The sequence below is a fragment of the Candidatus Limnocylindrales bacterium genome, from assembly GCA_035626395.1.
In the GTDB taxonomy this organism is placed as follows: Bacteria; Desulfobacterota; Binatia; order UBA1149; family CAITLU01; genus DASPNH01.
In genome coordinates this window covers 463914-479260 of record DASPNR010000002.1, presented here as the reverse complement: position 1 = coordinate 479260, position 15347 = coordinate 463914, and the positions used below count along the sequence as shown (strand labels likewise).

Below are 15347 nucleotides of genomic sequence, written 5' to 3'. Positions count from 1 at the left end.
CCGATGACCACGCAGCAACCGAACACACCCGTCGCCGCCGCCGAAGAGCTTCCCGGCGAAGTCAGCCTGCGCCCCGAGTCACTCTCCGACTACGTGGGGCAGGGCGCGGTGTGCCGGAACCTGGAGATCGCGATCGCGGCAGCCCGGGCACGCGGCGAGACGCTCGATCATCTGCTTCTGGTGGGACCACCGGGTCTCGGCAAGACCTCTCTGGCGCACATCGTGGCGCGCGCGATGGGCGGGCGCATCCACCCCACCAGCGGACCGGTCATCGAGAAGGCGGGCGATCTGGCGGCGATCCTGACTTCGCTCGAGCGCGGCGACGTCCTGTTCATCGACGAGATCCACCGGCTCGGCAAGGCGATCGAAGAGATCCTGTACCCGGCCATGGAGGACTACCGCATCGACATCGTCATCGGCGAGGGGCCGTCGGCTCGGTCGATCTCGCTGTCGCTGGCACGCTTCACGTTGATCGGAGCCACCACGCGCTCGGGCATGCTCAGCGGCCCGCTGCGCTCACGCTTCGGCAACACGTTCACACTCGAGTTCTACGAGCCGTTCGAGCTGGCCGAGATCGTGCGGCGCTCGGCGCGCCGGCTCGGTATCGGTATCGATGACGATGCCGCCCGCCTGGTGTCCGAGCGTTCGCGCGGCACGCCGCGCGTCGCCAACCGGCTGCTGCGCCGTCTGCGCGACTATGCGCAGGTCAAGGCCCGCGGCCACATCACCGCCGAGGTGGCGGAGGCCGCGATGCAGACCCTCGGCGTCGACGCCGCCGGCTTCGATGCGATGGACCGGCGGTTCCTTTCGATCCTCGTCGAGAAGTTCGAAGGCGGCCCCGTGGGGATCGAGACGATGGCCGCGGCGCTCGGCGAGGACGCCGACACGCTCGAGGAAGTGTACGAGCCGTACCTGATCCGCTGCGGCTTCCTGCAGAAGACGCCGCGAGGACGCGTTGCCACCGCGCGCGCCTACCAGCACCTCGGCGTGACGCCGCGACGCGAGCAGCGCTCCCTTTTCGACTGACCAGTTCGCAGCCATGAGCAACGGCGGCAACGAGCCAACTTCCGAGCAGCGCCGCCGCCGCCGCGAGATGTGGACGGTGGTGGCCGCGGGCGTGGCCGTGGCCGCCTTCGCGATCTGGGAGATCGGCAATCCCGAGACGCGGGGCGCGGCCGGCAACGTCCTCTCGTTCCTGCTCGTCAATCTCAACATCGTCCTGCTGTTGCTGGTCGCCTTTCTGACGGTGCGCAACGTGCTGCGGCTGCTGCTCGAGCGCCGCCGCGGCATCATGGGAAGCCACCTTCGGACCTCGATGGTGCTGGCCTTCGTCACGATCGCGCTGTTCCCTGCGGTCGTGATGGTGATCATGTCGTATCAGTTCGTCGCCAACGGCATCGACGACTGGCTGGGCACCGAAGTCGAAGAAGCTCTCGACGGCGCCTACGGCATGGCGCGCTCCTACTATCGCGACGCCGCCGATGATGCGGTGGCGCATGCGCGGGCGCTCTCGCGCGACATCTCGCAGGGCGGTCTCATCGACCGCAACAAGAAGGAGGGCCTGCGGGCACGCCTCAGCGCCGAGCAGCAGGTGCATGGGCTGGCGCGCATCGAGGTCCTGGATGCCAATGGCAAACCGATGGTGGTCGTTGGCGCGGCCGAATCGGCGAACGTCAATCCGCTGCATGGCGAGGAGGAGATGCTGGCGGCGGCGCGCCGCGGCGAGGTGCTCACGCGCGTGGACAGCCAGGAAACGACGGACATCATCCGCGGCTCCGCGCCCATTCGCGGCGGCGACGAGAGCCTGCTCGGCGTCGTCATCGTCGAGAAGGTGATCGGCGAAAGCCCGCGGGCGTGGGCCGCGCAGATTCTCGACTCCTTCCGCGAGTTCCGCCGCCTCAAGCTCAACAAGCAGCCGTTCAAGAACATCTATCTGATGACGATGCTGCTGGCCTCGCTCGTCGTCGTGTTCTCGGCCACCTGGCTCGGCCTCTACATGGCGCGTGGGATCACCGATCCGATCGGACATCTGGCCGAAGCGACGCGCGAGGTCGCGGCCGGGCACCTGGACGTGGCGCTGCCCGAGGAGGGCGGCGACGAGGTGGCCACGCTGGTGCGATCGTTCAACGCCATGACCGCCGAGCTCAAGCGCAGCCGCGACGCGCTGGAGGAGCGGCGGCTGTACATCGAGAACGTGCTGGCCAACATCGCCGCCGGCGTCGTCTCCATCGGCCCCGACGGCCGCATCGGCACGATCAACCCGGCGGCGCTCCAGCTCCTGGGTCTGCGCGAGCAGAGCAGCGTCGGACGCAGCGCCGAGGAGGTGTTCGAGGAGGCAGGCTTCGGCGAGGTCGTCACGATGCTGCGCGAGGTGCAGCTGGGACGGCTGGTCCCGGGCAGCGGCATCAACGTCAAGCTGCTCGATCAGGAGCGCACGCTGCTGGTGACCGCCGCCAACCTGCGCCGCGGCCGCGCCGAGCCGATGGGCTCGGTGCTGTTCTTCGAGGACGTCTCGCAGATCCAGGAGATCCAGCGCATGGAGGCCTGGCGCGAGGTCGCGCGCCGCGTCGCGCACGAGATCAAGAATCCCCTTACGCCGATCCAGCTGAGCGCGCAGCGCCTGGGCCGGCGCCTGAGCACGCAACTCCCGGGCGGCGATGCCGAGCTGGTGCGGGAGTGCGTGGCCACCATCGTCAACGAGGTCGACGGCCTCAAGCAGCTCGTCAACGAGTTCTCGCAATTCGCCCAGTCCGCCAGCGCCGACAAGACGGTGCAGGACCTCAACCCGCTGGTCGAGGAGACGCTGCCGCTGTACCGCCAGTCGCGCCCCGACATTTCGCTCAGCTTCCACGCCGGCACGGACCTGCCGCCGGTGCGCATCAATCGCGATGCGGTCAAGCGTTCGCTGATGAATCTGCTCGACAACGCCGTCTCGGCGGTCTCCTCGAACAATGGCTCGCCGCGGGCGATCGAGGTCACCACGCGTCACGACGCCGATCTTTCGCGGGTCGTGCTCGAGGTTGGCGACACCGGCCCCGGCATTCCCGCGTCGTCGCGCTCGCGCATCTTCGAGCCGTATTTCTCCACCAAGCCCGAAGGCACCGGCCTCGGCCTGGCGATCGTCGCCTCGATGGCCGCCGACCATCACGCCTACCTGCGCGTGCGCCCCAATCAGCCGCAGGGAACGCGCTTCGTGATTGAGTTCCCGGCTTCGTCCGGCCAGCATCGGGCATGAGGGCAGCGCCGGTGTATCGCAGCATCCTCGTCGTCGACGACGACTCCACCGTTCGCGACACCATCGGCGCGGTGCTGACGGACGAGGGCTTCCGCGTCCGTTATGCGCGCGACGGCCTGGAGGCGCTGGCCGCGGCGCGCGTGCAGTGTCCGGACCTGGTGCTGCTGGATGTGTGGCTTCCGGGCATGGACGGCATCCAGGTGCTCGAGAAGCTCAAGCACGAGCACGCGCGCCTTCCGGTGATCGTGATCTCGGGACACGGGAGCATCGAAACGGCCGTGCGCGCGACCAAGCTCGGCGCGGCCGACTTCATCGAGAAGCCCTTCAGCATCGAGGCGCTCGTCGATGCGGTCGGCAACGCGCTGGATCGAGGCCGCAAGCGTGAGGCGGCGCGCGCGGCACAGGCCGTCGCGTCGCTTGCGCGATCCGGCGCGGCCTGGGAGCCGCGAGTCCGCGAATGCACGGTGGCGCGCTCGGTGGTCGGCGCCGGTCTGGGCCTGCACAGCGGGGTGCGCACCGGCATCATCCTGCATCCGATGCCGCCCGGCAGCGGCATCGTCTTCAGCAGCGTCTCCGGTGGCGGCGAGGTCGAAGCCGTCGTCGGGAACGTCGATTCCACCGGCTACGCGACCACCCTGTACAAGAAGGGTCTGGCGGTGCGCACGGTCGAGCACCTGATGGCCACGCTGCATGCTTACGGCATCACCAACCTGCTGGTGAAGATCGAAGGCGAAGTGCCGATCCTCGACGGCTCGGCCGTCGAGCTGTGCGAGCTGGTCGAGCAGGCCGGGATCGAAGAGCAGGACTCGCACATTGCCGCGGTCGGGCTGCTCGAAGAGATCCGAATCGATCCGGCGCCGGGGCAGTTCCTGTCGGTGCGGCCTTACGACGGCCTTCGCATCACCTACGAGCTGTCCTACCCGGCGCCGATCGGCGATCAGACCTACACCTTCGAGATGCGCAGCGTCGAGGACTTCAAGCGCGAGATCGCGCCCGCCAGAACATTCGGCTTCGTCGACGAGATTCGGGCTTTGGAGAGCGCGGGGCTGGGGCAGGGCGGTCAGCTCAGCAACTTCATCCTCATCGGCGAGACCGGCATCGTGAACACCGAGCTGCGCTTTCCCGAGGAGCTGGCCCGCCACAAGATCCTCGACATCCTGGGCGACTTCTATCTGCTGGGCGCGCCGATCCGGGCGCACATCCACGCGCGCAAGACCGGGCATTCGCACAACGTGGCGATGGTGCGGGCGATTGCCGAGCGCGTAGGAAATGTCGCCGGTGTTTGAGCGCGGTGCGCTGCACGCGGCTGCATCGGCCGTGCCGATTCGCGCCGCCCCAGGCCGACCGCGCGCCAGAAGCACCGCTCTCCTCCTCGGCCGCTCCTGGCGCGCTCGGCGGCGGATCCGCCTGAATTACCCCCGTGTCGGATCCGCCCGGATCAAGGGCACGACGTACTCCGGCGCCCCCATGCCGATCTGTCCGCTGTCCGGTTCCGGCTCATTTGGAAATGCGTGCAGCGTCAGCGCCGGCATGTAGCAGGGCTCGCCGCCGTCGGCAGGGTCCTCGCCGGCGACGCCGCGATCGTCGTCGCCGCGCGTCGTATTCGACTCGTCGCGCGAGTCGTTGACCTCCGCCTCCGACTCCTGCGACGTGCGCACGTACATGATGTTCGCGCGCAGCTTGCTCAGCGTCCCGCACTTGTTCTGCGCCCCCAGCGTTTCGACGACCTTCTGGATGACCTCCTCGCGGCTCATCAGCGTCTCGTCGAGGTTCTGCTGCAGGCCCGGCACCAGGCAAAAGCGCGGCCATCGGATGTGCGTGCGCGCGACCTGCCCGTTGACGTCGATCGCCGTCTTCAGCAGCGATCCGAAGACCGGTACTCCGCCGACGTGGCGGCCCGTGATCACGTGAATCTCCGCCGTGTGCGTCTTGGCCTGCTCCGTGATCGGCCGCTCGTCGACCAGCGGCACACTGGACGCCATCAAGTGACGAACCAGCAGGCCGTTGCCCGGCGGGCGGATCTCCTCGCCGGGAACACCCCAAGCCAGCGCGGCCTGCATGGTGCGCGCGACGGCGTCCTGGTCGCTGGTCGTGTTCTCGATGCCCGCGGCGCCATCGTGGTTCCGGTCCGAATTCAGATAGGTGACCTTGCCTCGGGCGAGATCCAGACGCGCGGCCTCATTCGCGCGCCGGCTGCGCAGCGTGCAGTCGATCTCCTGTCCAGGATCCTGGCCGACCGCACCTTTCCGGAGCTTGCCGGCGAACCTGCAGTCGCTCGGGTCGGCTCTCAGGCCGCGGGAGCCGAGCAGCTTGAGGGCTCGTCGCATGTTCGTCGGGTCGGCCAGGAAGTCGGGAAGCTGTGGCTTGGCGATGGGCGGATTCAGGAGCTGGTCCATCACGCTACGGTCGCCGACGGTGGATGGAACGGCGCCTTCGGCGAGCGTGCGGAAGTCCTCGCAGCTCTGCTGCGCTGCGGCCGGAGCGGACCCGAGAAGCGCCACGGAGAAGAGAAACGCGACGGTCACGACAGTCTTCATGGCTTCCTCCCCTCAGTCGTTGGGATCGTTGAACGCATCTTCGCAGGCGGGGTTACAGCCGTCGAAGAAGTAGTAGCAGTAGTAGTTATTGCCGGCGGGGTCGCCGAAGATGTTGTTGTAACGCTCGTTGTCTATGCGGTTGAAGCAGTCGGCCTCACTGGTGCCGATGGCCATGGCGACGGGGCATTGCTCCTCGTCGTCCTCGCCGACGTTGTTGCGGTAGTGGTTGTCGAGCCATGCGTTTTTGATCGAGGTCGAGAAGGCATCGTCCGCGAAATCCTCGTAGTCGTCGCGCCAGCTCGAACCGATCCACATGCAGCCGTGGAAGCCGCCGACTTGATGCAGGCGCTGTCCGCTGGCGGGGGAATCGATCGGATCGCGCATCATGCGCCAGGCGTGGTTGAGGTTGTCGTCGTCGAGGCTCTGGCACGAGGAGAGGTGCAGGAACTCCATGTCCATGTCGCCGGCGAACAGCTCGGCACCGTTGCCGCCTTCCGTCGAGGATTCGGGCGAGTCGATGTAGCAGTCGTTGACGGCGGCGCCGCCGTCGCTGCGCACGAGCGCGCGCCAGTGATTGCCGCTGTCACCGCCGTGATAGAAAACCATCACGGCGTCGCCGTCGTCCATGCGGTTGTGGTCGACGCACGGCGAGGCGCCGCTGTCCGGATCGCAGAAGGGGCTGCGGTCCATGCCGGTGTCGACGAAGCGACCGTCGCGAGTGTACCAGCCGTGATCGTCCATCTCGTTGTACCAGCGGTCGACCTGTGCGCTCCAGTTCAGGCTGTTGCCCGAACAGTCGAGGTCCCAGTTGTCGACGCCGTACATCTTCGCTTCGAGATGATTTGCGAGAGCGGGGGAAGCGGAAGCGAAGACAGAAGCGATGGCGAGAAGGACGTGCCACGCCGTGCGTGGCACGCACTGATGCAGGATCGTCATGGACAAACCCTCCTTGAAACCCACCGGGCCCGCCGAAAATGCGCGCCCCTCCAGTGCTCGCGGCTACTGCGCTGCGCTGTTGCCGTCAATCATCCCGTGACGTGACATCGCGAAACGGAGCAGGAACAGCCGGGCGGGCCGAAGCGAAACTTCAGCAGGCTTCAGCCGCCGCCGTCGCCGGCGCGCCGCGCAAGAACAGCCGAAGGCGGCTCGGAACGACGACTCGACTTCTTGCGTGGGGGCGAGAGCGGCCGATGCGATGACGGTCGGTGCGTGCCTGCCGTCGCGCGGTGCCGGTCGCGCGGATCCCGTTTTCTCGACGGGGGAGAGCATCGTCGCCAGGCATCGTTCGGCGCGAGTCGTCGTGCGGTCATCCGCCGCGATCCTCTTCATCACTTGATCGGCTGCTGCTGTGTAGTGCCGCTCGCCAGCATCGGTTCTTCCTTGCGCGGCTGCGCGATATTCTCCTGACCGTTTGGCGGATCCTCGCGCAGCAGCGGAATCAGATACTGCGGCTCGCCTTCCAGGGCGGCGTTGACGCCGTCCTTCTGCACGGGATGAAGGGCGAGCGCCGGCACATAGCAGCGCCCGGAGGCCGACCGCACGTAGAGAATGCTGGCGCCGAGGCGGCTGAGCGAGCCGCATGCGTTCTTCTCCGTCAGCGAGTCGACGACTTTCTGGATCACCTGCTGGCGCGCAGCCAGCTTCTCGTCCAGCCTGGTCACGAGCTGAGGGTCGATGCAGAAGCGCGGCCAGCGAATGTTGGTGCGAACGATTCGGCCTTCGCCGTCCAGCACGGCCTCCAGCCCCGATCCGAGCACGGGCACGCCGGCTACCTGCCGGCCGGCGAGCACACGAACCTGCCCCGGCTGCAGCTCGACGAGCGGTGCGACGCTACGGACCGGGGAATCCCGCGCCTGCACGGCATGAGCGGATGGCTGGGCGGAGACGGTGGTATGGCGCTGCACGATCAGCCCCTGATCGCTTCGCTGGATCTCCTCCACCGGCACGCCCCAGGAACGAGCGGCGGCGCGCGCCGTGTTGATCACCGCGGCATCGCTGGTGAGGCTGACGATGCCGTGCAAAGCCACATGCACCGGCGGCGAGCCGGCGACCGCGATCTCGCCCTCGGCGACACGGATGCGGCCGGAGTCCCCGGTCCTGGCGCTGCGCAGCAGGCACTCGGTGGACGCGGATGCCGAGCGACGGCTGCCCTTGCTCAGGCCGCAGCTCTTGCGGTCGGGCTTCAGGCCGACGGTGCGAAGGCCGATCAGCGTGCGCCGCATGTTGGCCGGTTCTGCCAGAAAGTCCGGCAGCTGCGGATGGACGGGCGGGTTGAGCAGCTTGGCGAGAGCCAGACGGTTGCCGACCTGCGACGGAAGCGCCGCTTCGGCCAAACGCCGGAACTCGGGACAGCTGGCCGAAACAGGCGAAGCAGAAGCGAGCAGCACGACCACCACAGCCGCATCGCGCCACGCCGAGCGCGCCCACGGAAAACGATCCATCATGACGAGACCCTCCGGGCTCGCGGCATGACAAGCCCTGTCGAGGTCCCGCGCTAGTCTGCCGTGGTGTCACCGTCAACGGGTACGATCCGCGATGTGGGCAACGACCGCCGCCACGTACTGCTGCGGTCGCAACTCGACAGGCGAAAGTTGTTGGGCAGTCAGAGACGCTCAGCGGCTGTGCGCGGCCGGTCGTAGTGCAGCGGCCACATCGCGAGCACGCTCGTCTTGAGTGGGGGCGAGGTTGCCGGGATGGCAACGGCTTTCTTTAGCCGCAAAGTTGCATACGGCGTGTCATGACTGCGCGTGTGTGTATCCGGGGGACAACAGGGAGGCGCGCGGCCGATGGCGACGGTCGACGGACGTGCGCGCTACTGCAGACCGATGAGCTTGGGTCCGCCTGCCGTCGTGACCAGCCGGTAGCGACGCCATCCGTCGGCGTCCGCCGTGGCCTTGGGCAACAGGCCCATCAGCATGTTCGCACGCGGCGACTCCTCGACCATGCGTGCGCGAAAATCGATGCGCAGCTCCTCCGTATCGCCATCGGCCGGCTTGAGCGTGGCGCCCGTCAGCTCCCACTGCACGCCGCTCGTCAGCGCATGGCCTTCCTCGACCAGCAATCTGCCGCCCTCGAACCGTCCGCGCATGACGACGTCGCCGAACTCCCAGTCGCCGACGGGCACCAGCGTCGGTCCCTGCGGTCCGATGAACGGCAGATGCCCGCCGAAGATCCCGCCGGCCGAGCGCAGGTCGATGCTGGCGCGGCTGTCGGGCCGCAGCCGCAGGTCGAAGACGGACAGGCCCTGGAGCTCGACGGTGCCGTCGATGGGGCTTTCCAGCGTCACCTGTCCGATGCGCAGGCACCGTGACGGGTCGAAGCCGCGCATCGACATCTCCAGGCGGTCACCCTGAAGGCGGCCGCGAACGGTGCCGCCGCAGGCGTCGATGTCGAAACTGCGGTTGATGCCGACATAGACAGAGTCCAGCCCGACATCGAAGTCGAAGTCCTCGCTGCTGGCCCGCACGTCGCTCACGCGCAGGCCGGCGGGAAGCGCCAGCCGTGCGCTCCCGATGCGCACGTCGACGCCGGCTGCGGCCAGCGAGCTGAGGTAGGGCGTGATGAGCTTTTCGAGCGGCGCGGTCACGGCGACGAAGATCAGGAACAGGATCAGGAAGGCCAGAATGCGCATCGGCCGGACGGATCAGATGCGCGTGACGGTGGCCGTTACCAGCGTGACGTCGAACTGCGAAGGATCCTCGTAGCGCTTCTTCATGTGGAACTGCTTGACGTAGACGGCGCTGTCGTCGTCCTCGATGCTGCGCAGCAGCTCGACGATCTCCGGCAGCGTGACGGCCGACAGCCGAAGCTCCACCATGCTTTCCTGCCGGCCCTGATCGAGCGCACGCTGTCCGGGGCTCATCGCGGCGATCGACTCGGCTCGAAGCGATGCGCGCGCTGCCTTGTCGACGAACGCCAGCAGAGAGAAGCCTGCGTCACTTTCGGTCGGCCGCGCCTTGGCGGCGCCGCCGGCCTGCGCCGCGCGTATCTGCCGGCTGAGCTTCTCGAGGTCGGCGAGGTCCTCGCTGAGCGTGACGATCTCTTCGGCAAGCTGCTGGCGTCCCGCCAGCACCGGTGCGAGCAGGAACGACCAGACCACCACGACGGCGAGCAGGCCGCCGAAGATGGCGACCAGCCGCTGCTCGCGCGGGCTCAGCCGCGAAAGCGCCAGCTCGATCTGATGCAGGAACTGCTTCACGCATCGCCTCCCGCGTCGCGGATCGAGCCGCCATCTCGTCCGTCCGTCGCCTTGTCCGCGCGCGGCCTGGCCGGGCGCGGCTTGTCGGAGCGCGCATCCTTGGCGCCGCCGGTCTTGCCCTGGCGCGGCTTCTTTCCGACGGCGGCCCGCTCGGCCTTCTTGCGCGCCTTCGCCTCGGCGCGGACCTTCTTCTCGGCTTCGCGCTGAGCCTGCCGCTCCGCCTTGAGCGCGGTCTTGGCCGCCAGCTTGGCTTCCTTTTTGGCTGCGGCCTTGGCGGCCGCCTTGGCGCTGCGTTCGCCGCCATCCCGCCGCGGATTGTCATCGACCTTCGCTGCGTCCTTGGGCGCAGCGTCGGCCGCTTCTTCGCCGCCCGCATCGTCGCCGGCCGCTGCTGCATCGGGGCTCGGCGGCGGTGATGGCGGCGGGGCCGTTTCACGCGCGGCAGGCGCGGGCGCTGTTGTGCGCGCCTCCGTCGCGGTCGCACGCGGCTCGCCCTCGCCGATGCCCAGGTCGAGCAGGAAATCGACGCCGCCGCCGCTGACGGCCGCGTGCACCTCACGGACATCGACGCGGTTGAAGCTGCCGCTCTTGCGCAACGCTTCCTGCAGCTTGGTCACCGCCTCGAAGGATTCGGCGTTGCCGCTGATCTTGACGTTGGGCGGCAGCAGCTCGAGCTGCGAGAGCTCCACGGCCAGGCTCTTCGGAACCGACTGCGAGAGCACCGCCATCACCTGCAGCGGCGAGGCGGAGGCGCCCGTGCCGATGCTGCCCGCGCGCGTCGTGAGCTCGTTCAGCCGCATCTCCATCTTGAGCTTGCGGCCGGTGCCGCCGCTGCCCGACGGCATTGCCGTGACATAGATCTCTTCGGCGCGGTCGGCGACAGCGTTGCGCTGCGAAATCAGCTCGAAGTAGTCCAGGCCTATCGACAGGGCCAGCAGTGCCAGAGCTGCCGCGCCCCATCGCAGCACCGGTCGCGCTTCGTCAGGAAGCTCCGAAAGGGAGCGGATGCCGAGCAGGCCGCCGCCGGCCGGCGTGAAATCGATCGACGGCGGCGCGTGCTCGCCGGCTGCCGCGAGCACCAGGCCGGCGACGGCGGTCAGCTCGCGCCAGTCGCGGTCGCCGAAGCCTGCGACGGGCGAGGCGGCCGGAAGCGGCTCCAGACGAAGGTCCGTCAACTCCTTCTCGAGCATCGTGCCAAGCCGCGAAGCCCACGGGCCGCCGATGACGATGCGATCGCCGGGCGCGGCGATGGTCCGCACCGACCACACGACGTTGCGCTTCATCAGATCCAGCTCGCACGGCGCGACCATGCGAAGGGCACGCAACGCGCCCTCCTGCACCGATGCGACGATGGCGCCGTCGGGACCCACGTCGAGGGCGACGAAGCTGGCGTTCTCGCCCATGGCCTGACGGTAGGCGGCGAGCACCACCGACGGCGTCCACAGCAGACGGCGCGGCTGTCCGACGGCCGCTTCGATTCGCGCGCGAACCTCTTCGATCCGGGCGATCGGCGCCATGGCGGCGATGACGTCGCCGCTTCGTTGGGGGCCGCTGTAGTCCCAGGCGACCGCGGCTTCATCGAGCGAGAGCGGAACGTGCTCTTCGAGAGCAGGGCCCACCGCCTGCGCGATGCGGCGCCGGTCGTGGAAGGGCAGGGTCAGGATGCGGAACGCAGCGTCTTCGGCGGGCAGCGAGGCCACCACCCGATCGAAGGGACCAAATGCGGCAAGCGCGCCCAGTCCTTCCTCGACCGACGGCCGGTCCACGATCTGCGTCACGTGCAGCGAGCCGATGCTCGACTCGATGACGGCTCCGCAAGCGCGCCGCGCGCCGATCTGGATGATCAGGGTCTTGCTGCCCACTTCAATAAGCTCCGATCAAGCTCGTATCGTCGATACGAGCAGTGGCTGCAAGATCGACCCCGACGATGTTGGGGCCGCGTCGCGGCAGCAGGTGGAGCACGAAGACCTCGCCGTTTTCGCGGTACAGCAGGGCCTCGACCGACTGGAAAACGCCGTCGACCTCGGCCGTCGAGCGCACACGGAAGTAGCTGCTCGAGAACGTGAACAGCCGCTCCAGCTCTCCTTCGGCGAACGCATCCATGCCCTCCGCGGCGCGCATGGCCGCCGCATTGCGGAACGGCTCGCGAACGCGTCGCTCCATCAGGCGCGAAACCAGCGACTCGTCGGCCAGACGAGGATCGATGCTGCGCAGCACCGGCCCCGGCGCCGTGTTGGGATTGACCTTGGTGTCGTCGAGCGGAAGCGCGCTGATCAGAGGCCGCAGCGCAGCCAGCACGCGCGGCTCGTACCCGCGCACCAGCGCCAGCTCGGCAAAACTCTGCACCTGATTGTTGCGCGCCGTGTACGGCCGCGGGAGCGTGGCGTAGTAGCCGTCCTCGGCTCCGGCTATGCCGGCGTTGGGCTCCTTGTTGCGATCGATCCAGTCCGCCAGCGGCGCCACCAGCGAGGCGTCGAGGTTGACGATGCCGAGCAGCGTCTGGAAGCGCCTGCCCTGGAGCGAGTTGGCGCCGGAGATGAGCGAGTTGACGTTGAAGCGGCCCTGTTCGTCCTCGATGCGCACCAGCAGGCGGCCGCTTCCGGTGTCGATGGGCGGCAGCTCGCGCGCCCACAGGTCGGTCAGCGCGTCGTACTGGTTGAGCAGGTAGTCCTGCGCAAGGACCTCGGACGCGACCATGACCCCGCCCTCGGCCACCAGCGCTGCGCGCTTGGCGAGCAGCCAGGTGGCCGCGCGCCGGTAGCCGACCTGCGTGGCGAAGGTGAACTCGACGACGACGACGGTCAGCAGCACCATCGTCAAGAGCGCCAGAAGGAGCGCGACCCCGCGCTGTCGCCGGTCAGCTCTCATCGCCGTCGCCCTCGTCGGCCTTCTCGCCGCTCCTGTCCCTGCCGTCGCGCTCGCGCTGGCGGAAGAAGGGGCTGCGGCGTCGCGCTTCGGTCTCCACGGCCATGGGAACGATCACAGAGCTGACGAGCACGACCGGCTGCTGGCCCTCGTCGTGGGTCTCCAGGCGCGTGCGCACGAGTGTGGGCAGGCGATTGCGCTGGTCGCCCGGCTCGCTCGAGTCCCAGAAGCCGAACCATTGCGTCCGGTCGTAGAATTCGAACGCGACCGCCACATCGCGAGCGATGATCTCGAACGGCGCAAGCGTCCAGTCCACCTGCTCGGCGCGCACGGGCCGCAGCTCGTAGCGCAGCAGGTCGCCGTCCTCGTCCACGACCCAGCGCACGTGCGCCTGCTCACCGCGATCGGCGGCGATGCCGGCAAGCTCCTGCAACTCGGGGTGCTCGATGAACGCATCGGCGGCCAGCACGCCACGGGCCGAGATCGTCGTCATTTCCAGCAGCACGCGATCATCGCCGAGCGGAGAGTTCTCGGGCAGCGGGGCACGCAGCAGCGGCGGCACGAGATTGCCGCGGATCTGCGAGTCGAATGCGCCGCGCAAGTCCTGCTCCAGGCGATCGAGCGCATTGCGTGCGTCGGCGTAGCGACGCGCCCGCTGCGTGGCATGGTCGCGCGTGATCACGGCCGTCATGAACGTCGAGTAGATGCCCGAGCCGACGACCGCGAAGATCGCCACGGCCACCATCAGCTCGAGCAGCGTCAGCCCGGACTCGGCGCGCGCAGCTCTCACAGGCGCGGCACCTCCACGTCCAGGCGGACCACGCTCCACAGCTCGGCCACGGTGCGACCCTCGCCGGCGGGCCGCACGATGACGCGCACCTGCCGCAGCGTCGGCAGCGCGGTCGGCAGGACCTGGCGCACCCACACGAAGCGCTCGGCGTCAGGGCCGCCATAGATCAGCTGCTTGCCGTCGGCGCGTCGCGGATCCCCCACGAACGATCCCTCCAGGATGCCTTCTTCCAGGTCGGGATCGACGCGCGCGGCCGCCAGAATGTCCGATGCCAAGGCTCCGGCCACGGTGATGTCCTGCGCCTCCGAGATCAGACGCACGTCGCGCGCGTGCAGGCCCAGAAGCGAGACGATGGCGACGCCGAGGATCGTGACCGCGATCAGCACCTCGAGGAGCGTGAAGCCGCCGGTCGCTCGCACGCGCGGGCCGCGCCGCAGCACGTTCACCATGCTTCCATCTCCTGCTCGGTCAGCACGCGTGCGGCGCCGGAAGCCGCGTCGAACTCGATCTCGCGAAGGCCGCCGTCGTCTTCGGCCACACGCACGCGCACGCTCTGCGGCGCTCCTTCGGGCAGGAAATAGATCGGCTGCCGGCCGCTGATGTGCTCGCCTTCGGGCGTTATCAGGGTCTCGAAGCGGACGCCCTCGGGCAGGACGCCGTCTTCGGCGATGGCGTCCCATTCTTCCTCGAACTCGGGCGGCTCATCCTTGCGCGTGACGTAGGGACGGATGGAAGTGATCTCCCAGCTGTCGCGATCCAGGTCGAGCAGGAGCCGGTAGATGCGCCCGCGCAGCGCCGACTCGTCGGCCAGGTAGGTCATCAGCACCGAGAGCCGGTCGGCACTGGCGTCGAGCTGGGCCGCGGTCAACGCGGGCAGGCGCGGCAGCAGCAGCGAGAACAGGATCGAGGCGATGAGCAGCGTCAGCGCCAGCTCGATCAGAGTGAAGCCGCGCGAGCGGCGCGCAGGGGCAGGGCGCTTGCGTGCCGCAGGCGCGCGGCCCGACGGCGGCGCCTGCGGCGAACCGGATGCCGCGGGCGCCTGCGCCGAGGCAGTCGAGGCGCGCGCCTGGCGCCGGTTAGAAGTCGCGCGAATCAATGTCGGCTTCGTAACCTTCGCCGCCTTCCTTGCCGTCGGCTCCGAGGCTGCGCAGGACGTAGCTGGAGCCGTCGCTGGCGAAGAGGAAGTCGTTGTCCCACGGATCCTTGGGCACGCGTTCGAGATAGCCGCCTTCCTTGTAGTTGCGCGGGACGTCGCCGCGCGTGGGCTCCTCGACGAGCGCCTCCAGGCCCTGCTCGGAGGTCGGATAGTAGCCCGAGTCCAGCTTGTACATGTTGAGAGCCTGCTCGATGGCCGTGATGTCGGCCTTGGCCTTGACGACCTTGGCATCATCGGTCCGTCCGATCAGCCGCGGCGCGGCCAGCGAGATCAGCAGGCCCAGGATCATCACGACCACCAGGATCTCGATGAGCGTGAAGCCCCGCTGCGCCGAGCCGCGGCCGCGGGCATGTCCGCGGCGGACACGAAGCGCAAGACGCGACGCGGTCCGCCGCAGACACGCCCGCGGTGTCGGGGGCCGGCCAACTGCTGGGGCGCGGCCGCGGGCATGTCCGCGGCGGACACGAAGCGCGAGACGCGACGCGGTCCGCCGCAGACACGCCCGCGGCCGCGCCAGGACGGGCTGCGATTCGTCGATGTCGTTGACGCTCTGCCAAATTTTCATC

14 protein-coding genes are annotated in these 15347 nt (G+C 68.6%); 3 read left to right on the top strand and 11 right to left on the bottom strand.

Going from position 1 to position 15347, the window contains the following annotated elements; all coding sequences use genetic code 11:
• The first annotated feature begins 3 nt into the window (after positions 1-3).
• Genes ruvB through lpxC form a run of 3 tightly spaced genes read left to right on the top strand, consistent with a single transcriptional unit; the run spans position 4 to position 4521 of the window.
• A complete protein-coding gene (ruvB, locus tag VEC57_02490; protein ID HYB97980.1) occupies positions 4-1026 on the top strand; it encodes a Holliday junction branch migration DNA helicase RuvB in 1023 nt (340 codons plus the stop codon).
• A 13-nt stretch (positions 1027-1039) separates the two neighbouring features.
• Positions 1040-3235 carry an ATP-binding protein gene (locus VEC57_02485; GenBank protein ID HYB97979.1) on the top strand — a complete coding sequence of 732 codons (2196 nt, stop codon included), beginning with the start codon at positions 1040-1042 and terminating at the stop codon, positions 3233-3235.
• Positions 3232-4521: a UDP-3-O-acyl-N-acetylglucosamine deacetylase gene (lpxC, locus tag VEC57_02480; GenBank protein HYB97978.1), complete on the top strand. Its 1290-nt coding sequence runs from the start codon at positions 3232-3234 to the stop codon at positions 4519-4521. Before VEC57_02485 ends, lpxC begins: the two co-directional genes overlap by 4 nt.
• Before the next feature lie 126 nt (positions 4522-4647).
• Here the strand turns inward: lpxC and VEC57_02475 are convergent, their stop codons facing one another.
• The 11 genes from VEC57_02475 to gspG all read right to left on the bottom strand — a co-directional run bounded on the left by VEC57_02475 (position 4648) and on the right by gspG (position 15178).
• The gene (locus tag VEC57_02475) at positions 4648-5772 is read right to left on the bottom strand and encodes a hypothetical protein (protein HYB97977.1); all 1125 of its coding nucleotides are present in this window, start codon (positions 5770-5772) and stop codon (positions 4648-4650) included.
• 12 nt (positions 5773-5784) lie between these two features.
• Entirely contained in the window at positions 5785-6708 is a 924-nt protein-coding gene (locus VEC57_02470; protein ID HYB97976.1) for a DUF6345 domain-containing protein, read from the bottom strand.
• A gap of 392 nt (positions 6709-7100) precedes the next feature.
• The gene (locus VEC57_02465) at positions 7101-8216 is read right to left on the bottom strand and encodes a hypothetical protein (GenBank protein HYB97975.1); all 1116 of its coding nucleotides are present in this window, start codon (positions 8214-8216) and stop codon (positions 7101-7103) included.
• Positions 8217-8584: 368 nt separating this feature from the next.
• Positions 8585-9403, bottom strand: a complete 819-nt coding sequence (gene gspN / locus VEC57_02460; GenBank protein ID HYB97974.1) for a type II secretion system protein GspN — start codon at positions 9401-9403, stop codon at positions 8585-8587.
• Between the two features lie 12 nt (positions 9404-9415).
• Complete coding sequence (gene gspM, locus VEC57_02455; protein ID HYB97973.1) at positions 9416-9970, bottom strand: type II secretion system protein GspM; 555 nt, start codon at positions 9968-9970, stop codon at positions 9416-9418.
• Positions 9967-11832, bottom strand: coding sequence for a PilN domain-containing protein (locus tag VEC57_02450; protein ID HYB97972.1), 1866 nt, complete (start codon positions 11830-11832; stop codon positions 9967-9969). Before VEC57_02450 ends, gspM begins: the two co-directional genes overlap by 4 nt.
• 1 nt (position 11833) lies before the next feature.
• Positions 11834-12838 (bottom strand): type II secretion system minor pseudopilin GspK, encoded by a 1005-nt coding sequence (gene gspK / locus VEC57_02445; protein ID HYB97971.1) that lies wholly within the window; start codon positions 12836-12838, stop codon positions 11834-11836.
• Positions 12828-13625 carry a prepilin-type N-terminal cleavage/methylation domain-containing protein gene (locus tag VEC57_02440; GenBank protein ID HYB97970.1) on the bottom strand — a complete coding sequence of 266 codons (798 nt, stop codon included), beginning with the start codon at positions 13623-13625 and terminating at the stop codon, positions 12828-12830. Before VEC57_02440 ends, gspK begins: the two co-directional genes overlap by 11 nt.
• On the bottom strand, positions 13622-14074 hold the full coding sequence (locus tag VEC57_02435; protein ID HYB97969.1) for a prepilin-type N-terminal cleavage/methylation domain-containing protein: 453 nt from the start codon (positions 14072-14074) through the stop codon (positions 13622-13624). The genes VEC57_02440 and VEC57_02435 overlap by 4 nt, the downstream gene beginning before the upstream one ends.
• A complete protein-coding gene (locus VEC57_02430; protein ID HYB97968.1) occupies positions 14068-14721 on the bottom strand; it encodes a type II secretion system protein in 654 nt (217 codons plus the stop codon). The genes VEC57_02435 and VEC57_02430 overlap by 7 nt, the downstream gene beginning before the upstream one ends.
• Positions 14702-15178 (bottom strand): type II secretion system major pseudopilin GspG, encoded by a 477-nt coding sequence (gspG, locus tag VEC57_02425; GenBank protein HYB97967.1) that lies wholly within the window; start codon positions 15176-15178, stop codon positions 14702-14704. Before gspG ends, VEC57_02430 begins: the two co-directional genes overlap by 20 nt.
• Positions 15179-15347: the final 169 nt, after the last annotated feature.